This window comes from Verrucomicrobiota bacterium, from assembly GCA_019247695.1.
In the GTDB taxonomy this organism is placed as follows: Bacteria; Verrucomicrobiota; Verrucomicrobiia; order Chthoniobacterales; family JAFAMB01; genus JAFBAP01.
Map to the genome: position 1 here is coordinate 45,452 of JAFBAP010000115.1, position 16,626 is coordinate 62,077.

13 protein-coding genes are annotated in these 16,626 nt (G+C 61.1%); 12 read left to right on the top strand and 1 reads right to left on the bottom strand.

The features are described from left to right. Positions 1 to 164 precede the first annotated feature (164 nt). Positions 165 to 2,039 (bottom strand): tRNA uridine-5-carboxymethylaminomethyl(34) synthesis enzyme MnmG, encoded by a 1,875-nt coding sequence (gene mnmG, locus JO015_13600; GenBank protein ID MBW0000131.1) that lies wholly within the window; start codon positions 2,037 to 2,039, stop codon positions 165 to 167. Positions 2,040 to 2,752: 713 nt separating this feature from the next. Between mnmG and pdhA the strand changes: the two genes are divergently transcribed. The 12 genes from pdhA to miaB form a co-directional block, all read left to right on the top strand. Further along, positions 2,753 to 3,826: a pyruvate dehydrogenase (acetyl-transferring) E1 component subunit alpha gene (gene pdhA, locus JO015_13605; protein ID MBW0000132.1), complete on the top strand. Its 1,074-nt coding sequence runs from the start codon at positions 2,753 to 2,755 to the stop codon at positions 3,824 to 3,826. A gap of 21 nt (positions 3,827 to 3,847) precedes the next feature. Then, the gene (locus JO015_13610) at positions 3,848 to 4,825 is read left to right on the top strand and encodes an alpha-ketoacid dehydrogenase subunit beta (protein ID MBW0000133.1); all 978 of its coding nucleotides are present in this window, start codon (positions 3,848 to 3,850) and stop codon (positions 4,823 to 4,825) included. A gap of 19 nt (positions 4,826 to 4,844) precedes the next feature. Further along, positions 4,845 to 6,239 (top strand): pyruvate dehydrogenase complex dihydrolipoamide acetyltransferase, encoded by a 1,395-nt coding sequence (locus JO015_13615; GenBank protein ID MBW0000134.1) that lies wholly within the window; start codon positions 4,845 to 4,847, stop codon positions 6,237 to 6,239. Positions 6,240 to 6,251: 12 nt separating this feature from the next. Next, entirely contained in the window at positions 6,252 to 7,631 is a 1,380-nt protein-coding gene (gene lpdA, locus JO015_13620; protein MBW0000135.1) for a dihydrolipoyl dehydrogenase, read from the top strand. A 611-nt stretch (positions 7,632 to 8,242) separates the two neighbouring features. Further along, positions 8,243 to 9,532: a homoserine dehydrogenase gene (locus JO015_13625; GenBank protein MBW0000136.1), complete on the top strand. Its 1,290-nt coding sequence runs from the start codon at positions 8,243 to 8,245 to the stop codon at positions 9,530 to 9,532. Next, positions 9,529 to 10,650: a threonine synthase gene (locus JO015_13630; GenBank protein ID MBW0000137.1), complete on the top strand. Its 1,122-nt coding sequence runs from the start codon at positions 9,529 to 9,531 to the stop codon at positions 10,648 to 10,650. The genes JO015_13625 and JO015_13630 overlap by 4 nt, the downstream gene beginning before the upstream one ends. After that, complete coding sequence (locus tag JO015_13635; protein MBW0000138.1) at positions 10,647 to 11,861, top strand: aspartate kinase; 1,215 nt, start codon at positions 10,647 to 10,649, stop codon at positions 11,859 to 11,861. Before JO015_13630 ends, JO015_13635 begins: the two co-directional genes overlap by 4 nt. A gap of 130 nt (positions 11,862 to 11,991) precedes the next feature. Further along, positions 11,992 to 12,450: a hypothetical protein gene (locus JO015_13640; GenBank protein ID MBW0000139.1), complete on the top strand. Its 459-nt coding sequence runs from the start codon at positions 11,992 to 11,994 to the stop codon at positions 12,448 to 12,450. A gap of 358 nt (positions 12,451 to 12,808) precedes the next feature. Next, positions 12,809 to 14,176, top strand: a complete 1,368-nt coding sequence (argH, locus tag JO015_13645; GenBank protein ID MBW0000140.1) for an argininosuccinate lyase — start codon at positions 12,809 to 12,811, stop codon at positions 14,174 to 14,176. Beyond that, positions 14,169 to 14,759: an NUDIX hydrolase gene (locus tag JO015_13650; protein ID MBW0000141.1), complete on the top strand. Its 591-nt coding sequence runs from the start codon at positions 14,169 to 14,171 to the stop codon at positions 14,757 to 14,759. Before argH ends, JO015_13650 begins: the two co-directional genes overlap by 8 nt. Beyond that, positions 14,756 to 15,547, top strand: coding sequence for a twin-arginine translocase subunit TatC (tatC, locus tag JO015_13655; protein ID MBW0000142.1), 792 nt, complete (start codon positions 14,756 to 14,758; stop codon positions 15,545 to 15,547). Before JO015_13650 ends, tatC begins: the two co-directional genes overlap by 4 nt. A 60-nt stretch (positions 15,548 to 15,607) precedes the next feature. Further along, positions 15,608 to 16,626: tRNA (N6-isopentenyl adenosine(37)-C2)-methylthiotransferase MiaB (gene miaB, locus JO015_13660; protein ID MBW0000143.1), on the top strand; the 1,019-nt coding region annotated here is incomplete at its 3' end.

A 16,626-nucleotide genomic window follows, 5' to 3' on the forward strand; every position in this document is an offset into this window, starting at 1 on the left:
TGCGCCTGACCCTCGGGGGAAGTCGCACCTGGTCCTACGACGCCTCCGAACTCCGAACCCTTTCCCCTTCTCCCTCTTCCCGCCGTGGTCGCCGTGGCTCTCCGTGGTCGCCGTGTGAACTCAGTCGTTGTGCCCGCCCAACCCGCCGTGCCCGCCGTGTGACGCTAGCCGCCGCTTTTTTCGAGGTAGACTGCCAGGAGGGCCATGTCGGCAGGCGTGATTCCGCTGACCCTGGCGGCCTGCCCGAACGTACCGGGCCGCACGGCGGTAAGTTTCTGACGGGCTTCAGCCCGAAGTCCGCGAACGGATCCGTAGTCGACCCAAGCCGGGATCGCGCGACCTTCGTTCTTTTCGGAACGCGCAATGGAATCCGTCTGGCGCTTTATATAACCGGCGTACTTCAGGTCGGTCTCGACCTGGAGCCAAGCCTCGCGGCCAAACCGTTTGAGGAGGTCGTCGGGAACGGCGTCAACGTCAAAATCGGGCCGTTTCAGCAACTGGTCCAGCCGGTGCTCGCCGATGCGGGTTTTCCGGGCCAGTTCCTGGGCTTCTTCGACGGCGGCGAGCTTGCGCCGGACCGCTTCGTAGCGGGCGGCCGGGACGAGCCCGGCTTCCCAGGCGCGCGGGGTCAGCCGCAGGTCGGCGTTGTCCTGCCGCAGCAGCAAGCGATACTCGGCCCGGCTGGTGAACATGCGGTACGGTTCCTGGGTTCCTTTCGCGGTGAGGTCATCGACCAGGACACCGATGTACGCGTCGGACCGCCGCAGGGTGAATGGGGATCTACCCTGGACCTTGAGGGCCGCATTAATCCCGGCGATCAGGCCTTGGGCAGCGGCTTCCTCGTAGCCGGAGGTGCCGTTGATCTGGCCGGCAAAATAAAGGCCGGGCACCAGTTTGGTCTCCAGCGTGAGCTGCACCTGCGTCGGAGGGCAGTAATCGTACTCAACGGCGTATCCCGGCCGGATAATCTCGGCCTCTTCAAGCCCGGCAATCGTCCGGAGGAACGCGTGCTGGACCGGGAACGGCAGGCTGGTGGAAAGCCCGTTAACGTAGTATTCGTGGGTGTGGCGCCCTTCGGGTTCGAGGAACAGCTGGTGCTGCGTTTTGTCGGCAAAACGTACCACCTTGTCTTCGATCGACGGGCAGTATCGGGGGCCGACGCCTTGGATTTTGCCTGAATACATCGGCGACTGGTGAAGGTTCGCGCGGATCAGGTCGTGCGTGGCCGGCCGAGTGTACGTGATCCAGCACGGCAATTGTTCCACATGGAACATTCCGGCCCGGCGCCAGTTCAGGGTGAAAAGCTCGTCCACCTCGTTTCCCACTTCGTCCAGGAACGAGAACGGCGGCGGCGGCAGGTCGCCATCCTGGCGTTCGCAGCGGCTGAAATCGATTGAGCGGGCGTTCAGCCGGCAAGGGGTACCGGTCTTGAACCGGCCAAGCTCGAACCCCAGGGCGCGTAAAGCATCACTCAGCGTCGACGGCGCATCCCCCATCCTGCCGCCGGCCTGATTTTGCATACCGACGTGGAGAAGGCCCCGCATGAAAGTACCCGTAGTTACCACGACTGCGCGGGCCCGGAACTCCACCGCCAGGTTGGTGCGCACCCCGGCGGCCTGGCCGTCCTCGACCAGGATCTCGCTCGCGTTTGCTTGGTACAGGTCGAGCCCGGGCTGCCGCTCGGCCAGCGCTTTCATCCGGAACTGATAAGCTTTTTTGTCGCACTGTGCCCGCGGCGCGCGGACGCTCGGCCCTTTGTTGGAGTTCAACATCCGGAACTGGATCCCGGTCGCATCCGTGTTCTCCCCCATCCAGCCGCCCAGGGCATCGATTTCCCTGACCATGTGCCCTTTGGCCAGGCCGCCAATGGCCGGGTTGCACGACATCTGGCCGATGGTGTCCAGGTTCTGCGTGAGCATCAGCGTCCGGCATTCGAGCCGGGCCGCCGCTGCCGCCGCTTCCAGCCCGGCATGGCCGGCACCGATGATGATGACGTCGTACGATTTCGGAAACCTAAACACGCGTTGAACATGCCCCATCCCGTCCGGAAGCGCAAAACCCTCACACGGCGGGCACGGCGACTGAGTTCACACTGCGACCACGGCGAACCACGGCGACCACGGCGGGAAGAGGAAGGGTCCGGAGGTCGGGGTTCGGAGCTCGGGGTTTGGGGTTCGGAGGCGTCGTATACCTGGGTCCGCCTTTCCGTGGAACACGCCGGCGGAGGAGAGAGCGATCCACCAACCCGGGTCTTGACGTCGGCAGCTTGCCCCCAAGGCTGCCGCTCCGAACTCCGAACCCCGACCTCCGAACCCTCTCCTCTTCCCGCCGTGTTCGCCGTGGTTCGCCGTGGTCGCCGTGTGAACTCAGTCGCCGTGCCCGCCAAGTCGCTGTGCCCGTGGTGTGACCGCGTGAACTCCGTCGTTGTGCCCGCCCCGTGCCGCCGTGCCCGCCTTTTGTTCCACGTGGAACAATGGATCGTGCGGGCATGGCAGCCCAAAAAACATCTTTGTTTTGTGTTGCCCCGGATGAAGCCCGATTCCGGCGCGGGAAATGTGGGTCTCGCGTTGATTTCCGCCCTGCCCCGTTGCACAATTTCGGCGTCATGTTTCGAGCCACCAGCCTTCCCCCCGCCCCGTTGATCCCCGGCTCCGGGCTTCGGACCCTGGCAATTCCGGCTTTTCACCGTACCTTCTGGTTCCCTCCGAAAACCCTCACGTTTACGCCGAGCATTTAACCTACTGACCTTACCATGGATACCCTGGCCGACTCTTCCGTACATGCAGACGCCGCGATCAACCAAGGCCTCTCAAAGGAGCAAAAAATTAAGTTCCTCCGTGATTTGTGCCGCATCCGGCGCTTCGAGCAGACGTCGCTCAAGTATTATAACCTTGGTAAAATGGGCGGGTTCCTGCACCTTTATTCCGGCCAGGAAGCCGTTGCCGTCGGAACGACCTCGTTATTAGGCGAGAATGGCCACGTCATCACCGCCTACCGCGATCACGGCCACGCGCTTTGCATGGGAATGACCATGGAAGAATGCATGGCTGAACTTTTCGGCAAGATCACCGGTTGCTCCAGAGGCAAAGGCGGTTCCATGCACTTCTTTGCCCCGGACAAACGTTTCTGGGGCGGCCACGGCATCGTGGGCGGCCAGACCCCCCTGGGGCTCGGAATTGCCTACGCCCTTAAATACAAAGGCCTGAAAGGCTGTTGCCTCTGTTATCTCGGGGACGGCGCGATCAACCAGGGACCGTTCCATGAGTCGTTGAACCTGGCGGCGTTGTTTAAACTCCCGGTCATCTACATCATCGAGAATAATGGTTACTCCATGGGCACCAGCCTGAAGCGCTCTTCGGCTTATCGCGGCAGCCTGGCGCAACGGGCCGAAGCGTACGACATCGCCTGGGACGTCTTCGAAGGCGAAGACATCTATGAGGTACGGGCCAAGACCCTGCCGGCGATTGAGCGGGCCCACGAACGTTCCGAGCCCACGATGCTTGAGGTCCGGACTTACCGGTACTACGGCCATTCGGTGGCGGATGCCAACGCGAAAAAGTACCGGACGCCCGAGGAGATCGACCGGTACAAGACGCAGCACGATCCGATCCAGATCTGGCGGCGGCACCTGGAGCAGGAAGGGCTGATTACGGAGGCCGATTACGAGGAAATCGACCGCCAGGCTCGCGAAGAGGCCAACCACGCGGCGGTATTCGCCGAGCAGAGCCCGTTCCCGTCAGAGGAAGAAATTCAAAAGAACGTGTATTACGAAGTTGATCACCAGACGGAGGCCGCCAAGCACGGCGCCTATTTCTTTAACACCTGATCCGGACATAGATAGAAGAACATGGCGTTACTGACCTATCGTGAAGCGTTGCGCGCGGGCCTCGACGAAGAGCTCGCCCGGGACGAGAACGTTGTGATCCTGGGCGAGGAAGTTGCCCAGTATAACGGCGCTTACAAAGTGACCGAAGGCCTCTGGAAAAAATGGGGTGACAAACGGCTGGTCGACACACCGATCAGCGAGGCCGGCTTTATCGGCATGGGGATCGGCGCATCGATGCTGGGCCTGCGGCCGGTAATGGAACTCATGTTCTGGAGCTTCGCTTATGTCGCTTTCGACCAGATCATCAACAACGCCGGCTGCGTCCGGTACATGTCGGGCGGGCTGATCAATGTGCCCATCGTGATTCGGGGTCCGGCCAACGGCGGCACCAGCGTAGGCGCCACCCATTCTCACACGCCTGAAAACATGCTGGCGAACATGCCGGGCTTGAAGGTGGTGGTGCCCGCCACGGCCGCGGACGCCAAAGGGTTGATCAAAACCGCCATCCGTGACAACGATCCGGTCATGTTCATGGAAAACACGCTCCTTTACGGGGAGAAGTGGGAAGTGCCGGACGAAAAAGATTACCTCATTCCTTTGGGCAAGGCCGACGTAAAACGCGCAGGCAAGGACGTCAGCCTGATCGCGCACGGCCGTCCCGTCCTGACCTGTTTGAAGGCGGCGGAACTACTTGCGGCTGAGTATGATATCGATGCCGAGGTGGTCGATCTGCGCTCCATTCGCCCCTTGGATGAAGAAGCGGTCCTGTCGTCGGTACGCAAGACGCACCGGGCCGTCCTGGTCGAGGAGAATCGGCCATTTTGCGGAGTAGACGCCCAGCTGGCTTCCATGATTCAAGAGAAGGCCTTCGACGACCTGGACGCCCCAATCGGCCGCGTCTCGACGATCGACGCACCCGCCTTTTACAGCCCGCCGGTCGAACGCCGCCAACTGCCCGAGTCACAACGCGTAATCGCCAAAGTCCTCCAAATCTGCTAGCGCCAGCTAAACCCCCGCCATGCCAATCACGATTGAGATGCCAAAACTCAGCGACACCATGACCGAAGGCACATTGGTCCGCTGGGTGAAAAACGTTGGAGACCAAGTTGAGATCGGCGACATTCTCGCCGAAGTCGAAACCGACAAAGCCACCATGGAGATGGAGGCTTTTGACGAGGGAATCCTGAGCGAAGTGTTTGTCCAGGAAGGCCAAAAGGTTGAGATCGGGCAGAAACTTGCCCTTCTTCTCGCGCCCGGGGAGGGGAAACCGTCCGGCGAACCCGGTCCTGCACAGAAAGCGGAAAAAGCGGCGCCCGCAGGGGCTGTCCCGAAGGGGGGCGAAGCCGGGCAACCGCCTGCCTCCGCGCAAGGGGCTCAGGCGGCCGGCGCCGAGGACCAGCGCGAGGAAAAGCGCAGCCGCGAGGAGGAGAAAGTCGGGACCACCGACGGCGGCCAGGCACCGGCGAAAGCCGCCGGCGCCGAGGACGAACAACGGGTCAAGGCGTCGCCTTTGGCCAAGAAACTCGCCGCTGAACTCAAGGTCGATTTGAGCACGATCAGCGGTACGGGTCCGGGTGGCCGGATCGTGCAGGCCGACGTGCGCCAGGCCGGCGAGCGAGCCCCGGCCAAGGCAAAGCAGCCCGAAGCGGCTCCGCCCGCTGCCGCTCCGGCCCCGGCCAAAGCCCCAAGTGCGGCCCCTCAGCCGGTTGCGGCGGCGCCGGAAGACAAACGGATCCCGTTGACCGGCATGCGGCGCGCGATTGCCACGCGCCTGCTTGAGGCAAAGACGACCATTCCGCATTTCTACCTGCAGGCCGACATTGATGCGGAGCCGATGGTGAAACTCCGCCAGGAACTGAACGCAACGCTGGAAGCTGCGGGCCAGCCGAAGCTGACGGTCAACGACTTTTTCCTCAAAGCGACAGCACAGGCCGCCACCAAGGTACCGCAAGCCAATGCCAGCTTTGACGGCGACGCCGTTGTCCAGTTTGCGAACGTTCAGCTGGCCTGCGCCGTGGCGGTTGAAGATGGGCTGGTCACCCCGGTGATCCGGCAGGCGCAGACCAAATCGATCGGCCGGATCAGCTCCGAAATCAAAGATCTGGCGGGCAAGGCGCGATCGAAAAAGCTTAAACCTGAGGACTACCAGGGCGGAACGATCACCGTTTCCAACCTGGGCGGCTACGGGGTGGAGCAGTTCTTCGCGATCATCAATCCGCCGCAATCGCTGATCGTTTCGGTCGGGACCATCGTGAAGAAACCGGTCGTCGGCGGCGACGGTACGATCCGGGCCGGCCAGCGGATTACCGTGGGCATCAGCTGCGACCACCGCGTGGTGGACGGTGCGATCGGCGCACAGTTCCTCGCCGAACTCAAGAAATTACTCGAGAACCCGGTCCTGCTGTTGGTCTGACGTGGTACACCTATGAAATACGATCTGATTGTGGTCGGCGGCGGACCCGCCGGTTATGTCGGCGCGATCCGCGCGGCGCAACTGGGAAAGAAGGTCGCCTGTGTTGAAAAAGAACGCGCGGGAGGCACCTGCCTCAATTGGGGATGTATCCCGACCAAGTCGTTACTGCGAAACGCCGAGATTTACCACGTCCTCCGGCACCGGGCAGGGGATTACGGCTTCAAATTCGACAACCTGTCCTTCGACTGGCAGAAGGTGATCGGACGAAGCCGGGGCGTAGCCGACAAACTGGCAGGGGGAGTCGAGTTCCTGTTTAAAAAGAACAAGATCGATTATCTGCGGGGTGAAGCGGTTGTCGATGGCCCGGGCAAGGTCAGCTACCGCGGTGCCGACGGCAAGGCCCAGAACATCGAAGGCCAAGCCATCCTGATCGCCACCGGGGCGGTTGCGCGTGAGCTGCCGGGGTTGGCCGTGGATGGAAAAACCGTGGTGACCAGCCACGATGCGATGATCCTGGATCCGCGTCCGGAACGAATGATCATCATCGGGGCAGGGGCGATCGGCGTTGAGTTTGCCTACTTCTACAATGCTTACGGCACCGACGTAACGCTGGTGGAAATGCTGCCGAACGTTCTCCCTGTGGAGGACGAAGAGATCAGCAAGACGCTTGAAAAGGCGCTGACCAAACAGGGCATCAAGATTTTCACCAATACCAAGGTTACCAAAACTGAGAGCGACGGAAAACGCGTGAGAATCGGCATCGAAGGTGCCAAGGCTCAGACGCTGGAAGCCGACTGCACCATCGTCGCCATCGGGGTGATTCCGCTGGTTCCGAAGATGCCGGAACAGATCAATCGCGATAAACGGGGCTACATTCAGGTGGACGACCGTTATCAGACCACCGTTCCCGGCATCTACGCCGCGGGCGACGTCATCGGGCCGCCTTGGCTGGCCCACGTGGCCAGCTGGGAAGCGATCCAGGCGGTTGAGGGCCTGTTCACCGACCATCGCCCGAAGAAAGTTACGCTCTTCCCGGGCTGCACGTATTGCCAGCCCCAGGTGGCCAGTGCCGGTCTGACGGAGCGAGCCGCCAAGGATAAAGGGCTCAAATACAGGATCGGCAAGTTCCCGTTCTCGGCGAGCGGGAAGGCGCTGGCGGTTGGTGAATCGGAAGGGTACGTCAAGCTGATCATCGGCGAACCGCACGGCGAGATCCTGGGGGCGCACATCATCGGCCCGGAGGCGACCGAATTGATCGCGGAGTTAACCCTGGCGATGTCGTTGGAGGCAACTTACGAGGAAATCGAGGCCACCATCCACGCGCACCCGACGCTAAGCGAAGCCGTCCATGAAGCAACCGGCGCAGCGTTCAACCTGGCGATCCACATTTGAGTGACGCGAAACGGGTAGCGGGTAACTCGTAACTGGTGCCGGCAAGGCATTGAGCGCCGAGTAACCCGCAGCGTGTTCCGGATGGGAGAGGGGACCCCTGAGTAACGCGTGGCGGGTAACTGGTGCGGGTGGGAGAGGGAACTCCGATCGGATCAAGCGTTCACCTGCACGCCGGCGTCAGATCGTTTCCCGGCACCAGCAACCAGTAACCCGTTACGAATTACCCGTTACCAGTACCGGGTTACTCACATCCTGATGAAAGAAGTTTTGTGTTTAGCCACCCAAGACTTCTTCATCTTAAGGGTGTGAATGACTCAGCCGATTTGCCGCCAAGCCGCTCTGGAAGCCGCTTTGACGGTCGAATAACCGTGTGAACAACTCCTTAGCGGGCCGGGTGAATCCAAGAACAAATCCGGCCCGGGCACGCTTGTTCGCCATTGTTGACCGTTGTTCCACTCCAATTCACCTTTCATTCACCGGCAGAGGATGGTCTGCCGGGTGGTGCCGGACAGCCGGGAGGGATCGAAGATCGCTGCTCCCGGGCTTTCGATGCCCTTTGAAATATTGCCTTTACAGCGGCGCTTGGTTTCGCGAGAGTCGCCCTCTTTTTTATGCGGCAGATCGGCATCGGTTTGGCAGGCCTCGGTACGGTAGGCAGCGGCGTTTACCGGCATCTCGGGCAGAATCGCGTCCTGATCTCGGAGCGTCTGGGCCTCGACCTGCAGGTCGAACGTATCGCGGTTCGTAATCCCGTACGGGCCCGAGCCATCACGGTCTCGCCCAAGCTGCTTACCACGGATCTGAATGCCCTGGTGGACGATCCGAACGTGCAAATCGTCGTCGAGCTTATCGGGGGCGTCGACGTGGCTTACGATTTATGTCTGCGTGCTCTGAAGGCCAAAAAACCGGTGGTTACCGGCAACAAGGCGCTGCTGGCTGAGCACGGCGCAAAGCTGTTCGAGGCGGCGGCCGAACTTGGTGTGCCGGTTTTTTTTGAGGCCGCGGTCGCCGGCGGGATTCCGATCATCATCTCGATTCGTGAGGGATTCATCGGTAATCACATCCAGGCCATCCATGCCATTCTGAACGGCACCAGCAATTACATCCTGACGCGAATGACCGAAGCGGCCATTGATTTCCCGCCGGCGCTGGAAGAGGCGATGAAAGAGGGCTACGCCGAGGCCGACCCTACGCTCGACATCAGCGGGTGGGATGCTGCGCACAAGGCGATCATTCTGGCGTCGCTCGCCTACGGTTTCTGGATCACGGCGGCAGACGTTTACGTCGAAGGCATCACAAAAGTGTCGGCCATCGATATTCGCTTCGCTGACGGTCTGGGTTACCGGATCAAACTGGTCGCTACCATCCGTGCACACGCAGATGCGTCCATCGAGGTGCGGGTTCACCCGACGCTCGTCCCGAAGCAGCACGTTCTCGCTTCGGTTAACGGCGTGTTTAACGCGCTCATGGTCCGGGGTGACGTCGTCGGCGAGACGTTGTTCTATGGACGCGGCGCCGGCCAGGATCCGACGGCAAGCTCCGTCATCAGCGACCTTTCCCAGGCTGCCGTCTGGTTGAACACGCGGGGAAAAGCCTTCGGGTTTACTCAGCACACCCTTTACGGCAAATGCCGCCCGATCCGCTCCGTGAGCTCCGGATTTTACCTGCGGCTGACCGTGGATGACCGCCCCGGGGTCCTTGCCCAGATCGCCGGTATTTTGGGCCAGCACCAGATCGGCATCTCCTCGGTCATCCAACCGGAAAGCCACGAAAAGTCGGCCGTGCCGCTGGTGCTCATCATCCACGACGCGCCTTTCGGCCAAATGCAGGATGCGGTGGCAAAAATTGCAGCCTTAAGTTGCGTCAAAGCCGAACCCGTTTTGTTTTGGGTTCTGTCATGACCACAGCCGTTTGCACACCAGCCTCTCCGGCGACCGCCACCGGCGGAGTGATCCACCGGTTCCGCGAGTTTCTGCCGGTCACCACCGCCACCCCGGTCATCTCACTGGGGGAGGGGTCCACTCCGCTCATCCATTCGCCGAAATTGAGCGCGCTTCTGGGCGCAGACTGCCAGGTTTATCTTAAATTTGAAGGGCTGAATCCGACGGGTTCCTTTAAAGACCGCGGGATGACGGTCGCAATGAGCAAGGCCGTGGAGGCCGGTGCCCGGCTGATCGTCTGCGCGTCCACCGGAAACACCTCAGCTTCAGCTGCCGCGTACGCTGCCCGGGCCGGCCTGGTGTGTGCCGTACTGCTGCCGCGCGGGAAGATCGCGCCGGGCAAGCTCGCCCAGGCTTACATCTACGGAGCAACCGTCATTGAGGTGGACGGCAATTTCGACGATTGTTTGCGCCTCGTCCGCGAGCTCGCTCAGGAACCTGGCACCGCGATCGTCAACTCGATCAACCCCAACCGGATCGCCGGTCAGAAAACCGCGGCTTTTGAGATTGTAGACGCGCTCGGTGACGCCCCGGACCTGCACCTCTTGCCGGTCGGTAACGCCGGGAACATCACCGCGTACTGGCTCGGATACCAGGAGTACCAGCGGGCGGGCCGCGCTCAAAAACTCCCCAGGATGACCGGCTTCCAGGCGGCCGGCGCCGCGCCGATCTACTACGAACGGGTCGTGCCGCAGCCGGAAACCGCCGCCTCGGCTATCCGGATCGGCAATCCGGCGAGCTGGACCGGCGCAACCGGAGCCATCCAAGATTCCCGCGGGGCGATCGACATCGTCTCCGACGAACAGATTCTGCAGGCCCAACGGTGGCTGGCGGCCGAAGAAGGTGTGTTCGTGGAGCCGGCCAGCGCCGCCTCGGTCGCCGGGTTGCTGCGCTGCTGTTCACCGGGACGGTGCCAGCGCTGCCCGTTTCACCAGTTGCCGCCCGGCGCCACGGTGGTCTGCACCGTCACGGGCCACGGTCTCAAGGACGTGGCCACGATTCTTTCGGCCGGTTTCCAGCCGTACCCGGCGGCCGCAGACAAGGCCGCGGTATTACGAATTCTGGAGAGATGCCGGTGAGCCTCATCGTTCAAAAATACGGCGGTACATCGGTCGGGAACCCGGATCGAATCGTCAAAGTTGCGGAACGCATTCTGGCCACCCAGCGCGCCGGCAACTGCGTCGTGGCGGTCGTCTCGGCCATGTCCGGCGTTACCGACAACCTGATCAAACTGGCCCGGCAGGTCGCGCCGCATCCGACGGAACGGGAGATGGACGTCCTGCTTGCCACCGGCGAGCAGACGACGATCGCCCTTACGGCCATGGCCATCAACGGGCTCGGCGGAACCGCCGCCTCCCTCACCGGCGCGCAAGCCGGAATCGTAACCGACGGAGTCCACACCAAAGCCAAGATCGCCAACATCTCGCCCGAACGCATCCTTTCGCTGCTGGAGGCAGGGCAAATCGTGATCGTGGCCGGATTTCAGGGCCAGAGTCTGGAGGGAAAGATCACCACCCTGGGCCGAGGAGGCTCGGATTTGACGGCCATTGCCCTCGCCGCAGCGCTCAAGGCGGATCTTTGCCAGATTTTCACCGACGTCGACGGCGTTTACACCTGCGATCCGCGCATCGTAAAATCCGCACGCAAAATCCCCGAGATTTCTTACGACGAGATGCTCGAGATGGCCAGCCTCGGATCGAAGGTCATGCAGTCCCGCTCCGTCGAGTTTGCAAAAAAATTCGGGGTTATTTTTGAAGTCCGAAGCAGTTTCAACCATCAGCCAGGCACCATCGTGAAAGAGGAAACCAGCAGCATGGAAAAGGTGGTGATCCGCGGCGTGAGCGTTGATCGCCGGCAGGCCAAGGTCACGATCAGCCACGTACCCGACGAGCCCGGAATCGCCTCCCGGATCTTTTCGGAGATCGCTTCCCACAACGTCAACGTTGACATGATCGTGCAAAATGTTTCGGCGGAAGGCACCACGGACATTTCTTTCACCACGCACGCCGACGAGGTTCCAAAAATCACGAGCTTTCTCGGTCCGGTGGTCACCGAAATCGGGGCACGCGGTTTCACCGCCCAGGGCGGGATCGCCAAGCTAAGCGTCGTCGGCATCGGGATGCGCTCGCATACGGGCGTCGCTGCACGGATGTTCGACATGCTGGCCAAGGCGGGCATCAATATCCAGATGATCAGCACCTCCGAGATCAAAATTTCGGTCATCGTCGATGAAAACCGGGTTGAGGAAGGTGCAAAGATCGTCCACGCCGGCTTCAATCTCGAAGGTTGACACCTCGAGAGGGGAATCGCACCGCCCGGCGGGCGCAAAAATTTTTTTTTAACTGGCCTTCCAAATCACTTGAACACTCGACCTTTTTGTTACAGTATTTATACAAAATAGGAAAAGTACAAAGATTGGTATGCAAGGATCGACCAGTTCAGTTCGTTCCCCATTAAAGCCCTCCCTCGACACCGCAGAGGTTTGGCTTTGCAGTTTCGGTACCGCCTTCATCGGGGGCACGCTTATGTTGTTACAGCCCACCTTCAGTCAGCCGTGGCAGGCTGCCATGGCCGCGATGATCGTCATCGGTGGCCTGCACGGGGTGGTTTTCTGGGCGCTGCGCCGGCGCCAACGGGCGGTTCGCCATCAGGCCATTCAGGAGATTACCCGCATGCTTCAGGACCGGATCAACAATGAGCTCGCGGTAATCCAGATGAACATCTCTTTATCCTCTCGCAAGCCGGAAGCCGATCTGCGCATGTTGCGATTGACTCAGGAAAGGGTGCAGCGAATCTCGCAGCATGTGCGCAGCCTGTCCGAAGAGTCGCTTGATGCCTGGAAAGCCAGGTACGAGACCAGCAGCTACCTGGATAAGTGAGGTTCGGTCACACGGCGGCCGCAGCGATTTGGCGGGCACAACGACAGAGTTCACACGGCGAACACGGCGGACCACGGCGGGAAAAAATGCCGCAAATGGGGGCTGCCGGTTAGGGACGTCGGGAACCTACGCCGTCTTTGCCCCGGAGCGGCGGTTGGTAGTAGCCTGGAACTTTGGTGCCGGATATTCTCGCCGCCGCTCCGGGGCAAAGACGGCGTAATCCTTGCCGAGGTGGCGGGTAATCTTCTTCCGCCGTGTTCGCCGTGGCCCGCCGTGTTCGCCGTGTGAACTTGTCGTTGTGCCCGCCGAACCCGTTGTGGCCGCCGTGTGACGGATTTTGTGTATAGTGACGTCCGCTATGTGGAAAGGACGTTTTCAACAAGAGACCGCTGCGGCCGTCCAACGTTTCACCGAGTCCATCTCGTTTGACTGGCGCCTTTACCGGCACGACATCGAAGGATCGATCGCGCATGCCCGAGCATTGGAGAAAGCGCAGCTGCTGACCGGCGATGAACGCCGGCAGATCGAGCAGGGCCTCCGGCAGATCGAGGACGAAATTGAGGCAGGCACTTTCCCGTTCCGGCCGGAACTGGAAGACGTCCACATGAACATTGAAGCGGCCCTGACGGAACGGATCGGTCCGGCCGGCGCGAAACTGCATACCGCCCGGAGCCGGAACGATCAGGTGGCCCTTGACCTTCGTCTGTACCTCAGGTCGGAGGTCGACGTGATCGGACGCCTGATTCGTGACCTGCAGCGGGTCCTCGTGCGGCTGGGCCGGCGTTTTCAGGACGCCATCATCCCGGGTTACACCCATCTGCAGCGGGCGCAGCCCGTTCCCTTTGCCCACCACCTGCTGGCCTATGTCGAAATGCTGCAGCGGGATGCCGATCGCCTGCAGGACGCCCGCAAGCGGATCAACGTTTTACCGCTCGGATCCGGAGCCATTGCCGGTTCGACCATTCCGCTCGACCGCGCTTACGTGGCGGAACTTCTTGGGTTTCCGGCCCTCACGCACAACAGCATGGATGCCGTCGGTGATCGCGATTTCGCGGCGGAAACCTTGTTTGTCGTGGCACTGACGGGGGTCCATCTCTCCCGGCTGAGTGAAGACCTTATCTTGTTTGCTTCGAGCGAGTTCCGGTTTGTGCGCATCAGCGACGGGTACAGCACCGGGTCGAGCCTGATGCCGCAAAAGAAAAATCCGGACGTGTGCGAATTGACTCGGGGAAAGAGCGGCCGGTTAATTGGTGATCTCACCACGCTGCTCACCATCCTTAAGGGGCTTCCGATGACTTACAACCGTGATTTGCAGGAGGACAAGGTGGCCGTTTTCGACGCCGTCGACCAGATAAAGCTCATCCTCGAGGTCTATGCCGGGATGGTGGAGGAGATTGAGGTTGACCTCGACCAGGCAAAAGCGGCCGCCGCCGACCCGGCGCTCCTGGCCACTGACCTCGCAGACTACCTGGTTCTGCACGGGCTGCCCTTTCGCCAGGCTCACGAGGTCATCGGCAAACTGGTTGCCTACTCGCTTGCCCGGAAACGGGGGTTTGCCGAGCTGGACCTTTCCGAGTTTCAACGGTTCAGCGACAAATTCGGCCCGGGCGTTTTTGGGGTGTTGAACGTCGACCGATCGCTGCAGAGCCGCACGGCGGCCGGGGCGCCTTCGCCGGACAACCTGAATCGGGAACTGACCGAATGGGAGAACCGGCTGGATGGCTAACCCCGATGCTCAGCCCGGATGGGAAGTGGTTTCCTCCGAGCCCGTTTACCGGAGTCCCTACCTGGAGGTGCGCTCCGAGGAGGTTCGCGTTCCGGGCGACCAGCGCGTCCGGCATTGGATCACCGTCCGGCGCAAACAAGCGGTCGTCATCGCACCGGTTACGGAGTCCGGCAACTTCGTCCTGATCCGCCAGGCGCGAATTCCGGTGCGCCGGCTATCCTGGGAATTCCCGGCGGGCCAATTTGACGGAGAGGCGGAACCGACCCTGGAAAACCTCCGGGAAACCGCCGTTCGGGAGCTGGCGGAGGAGGCCGGGTACGCTTTAGCCGGCGACGGCGCGCTCACTTACCTGGGGCAATTTTATTCTTCCCACGGCTTCACGGACGAAAAGCAGCACCTTTTTATGGCCAGACCGGTGCGCCTTTCCCGGATCGGCAGACGTCCGGATGAAACTGAGTTTATTGCTGAGACGAAGGAATTTTCGGCCGGCGAGTTGCGTCAGATGATTGCTGAAAACATTATTCAGGATGCAAACACGCTGGCACTCTTCGCCCGGCTGATGGCAAAGGGCCTGGTTGGATGAGACTTTCAAATCTATTTAAATTTCGGGAAGGCAACGACCCGGGGGCGGTCAAACCGTTCCTCGATCACCTCGAAGACCTGCGCTGGGTTCTGATCAAGATGGGCATTGCGCTGGCGGTGGCGATGAGCGTGGCTTTCTGTTTCCGTATACAACTGGCGCACCTGCTGCAGCGGCCGTTGCTGGCTCTGGATCCCAACCTGGTGCGCACCCTTATCTCGCTCGGCGTTGCTGATTCGATGACGATTTCGTTTCAGCTCGCCTTCTACGCCGGGATCGTGCTTGCGTTCCCTTTCCTGATCTATTTCGCAGGCAGTTTTGTGTTGCCGGCTTTAACCCCGCAGGAGAAGCAGGCTATGCTGCCCGCCGTTCTGGTCGGCTTCGGCCTGTTTGTCGCCGGGGTGGTCTTTGCCTATTTCTTCGTGTTGCCGCCCACGCTCCGGTTCTTTTTCCATGATGCCCAGTCGATGAATTGGACGCCGACGTGGAACGTGCGCTCTTACTTCTCTTTTGTGACGCAGGCGTGCGTCGGGTTCGGCATTGCCTTTGAACTGCCGGTGGTGGTCCTTGTCCTGGTCCGGCTTGGCATCGTTTCGGTCAGCCGTCTCCGCCGGACCCGGGCCTACGCGTTTCTGCTCATCTTTGTGGCCGCGGCATTTCTGGCCCCGACGCCGGATGCAGTCTCCATGGCGATGATGGGTGCGCCGATGTACCTGCTTTACGAGCTTTGCATTATCGTTGGCGGATTCGTCGAACGCAAACGTCTCCGGGAGCGCGCTCTGGTGAGTTAAATGCGGCCGTCGACTGGACAGTTGGCCAGTTGCGCTTAGGTTACGCGCTCCTCCGGACCCATGGCCAAGGTTTACATCAAGACGTACGGCTGCCAGATGAACGAGCGCGATTCCGAGCAGGTCGCGCAGATGCTGCTGGACCGCGGCCACGTGATCACGACGCACGAGGCCGACGCCGACGTGGTGCTATTGAACACCTGCAGCGTCCGCGATCTGGCCGAACAAAAGGCGCTCGGCAAGATGGGTATGCTCGGTGCGCTCTCGCGGAAACGGCCCGTGGTGTACGGGTTTCTGGGGTGCATGGCCCAAAGCCGCGGGGCGTCGCTGTTCAAGGAGGTACCGCACCTGGACCTGGTGGTGGGTACGCAAAAGTTCCATCGTGTTGCCGACTATGTGGACGAACTCTGGGAACGCAAGCTCCACGCCAGGTTTGATGACTTGCGCTTCACGATCGTCGACGTCGACGAGGAGCACGGTTCTCAGAATGCAATTCGCGACCACCTGACGGCCGCTCAACCGGTGAGCGCCTTTGTCTCGATCATGCAGGGGTGCAACATGCATTGCACCTTCTGCATCGTTCCTTACACCCGCGGCGCCGAACGCAGCCGGCCGATCGCCGAGATCGTCGAGGAGGTGCGCCGGCTGGTGGACCAGGGTGTGCGCGAGGTGACGCTGCTCGGCCAGATCGTCAACCTGTACGGCCGGCACGAGTTTCCGAAGCTGGAGAATAAGGGCCCTTTCGTGCAGTTGCTCGAAGCGGTCCATGAAGTTGAGGGCTTGCAGCGTCTGCGGTTCACGTCGCCTCACCCCGTCGGGTTTCGCAAAGACCTGCTTGCCGCCTTCGGTTACCTGCCCAAGCTGGTCGAGCACATTCACCTGCCGTTGCAGTCAGGTTCAAACCCCATCCTGAAAGCGATGCACCGTACATACACGGCGGAGAAATACCTTTCTCTGGTAGACGAGATCCGGAGCGCCACGCCGCGTATGGCGATCACGACCGACATCATCGTCGGGTTCCCCGGTGAAACCGATGAGGATTACGGCCGGACACGGGCCCTGGTTGAGCAGGTCGGATTCGA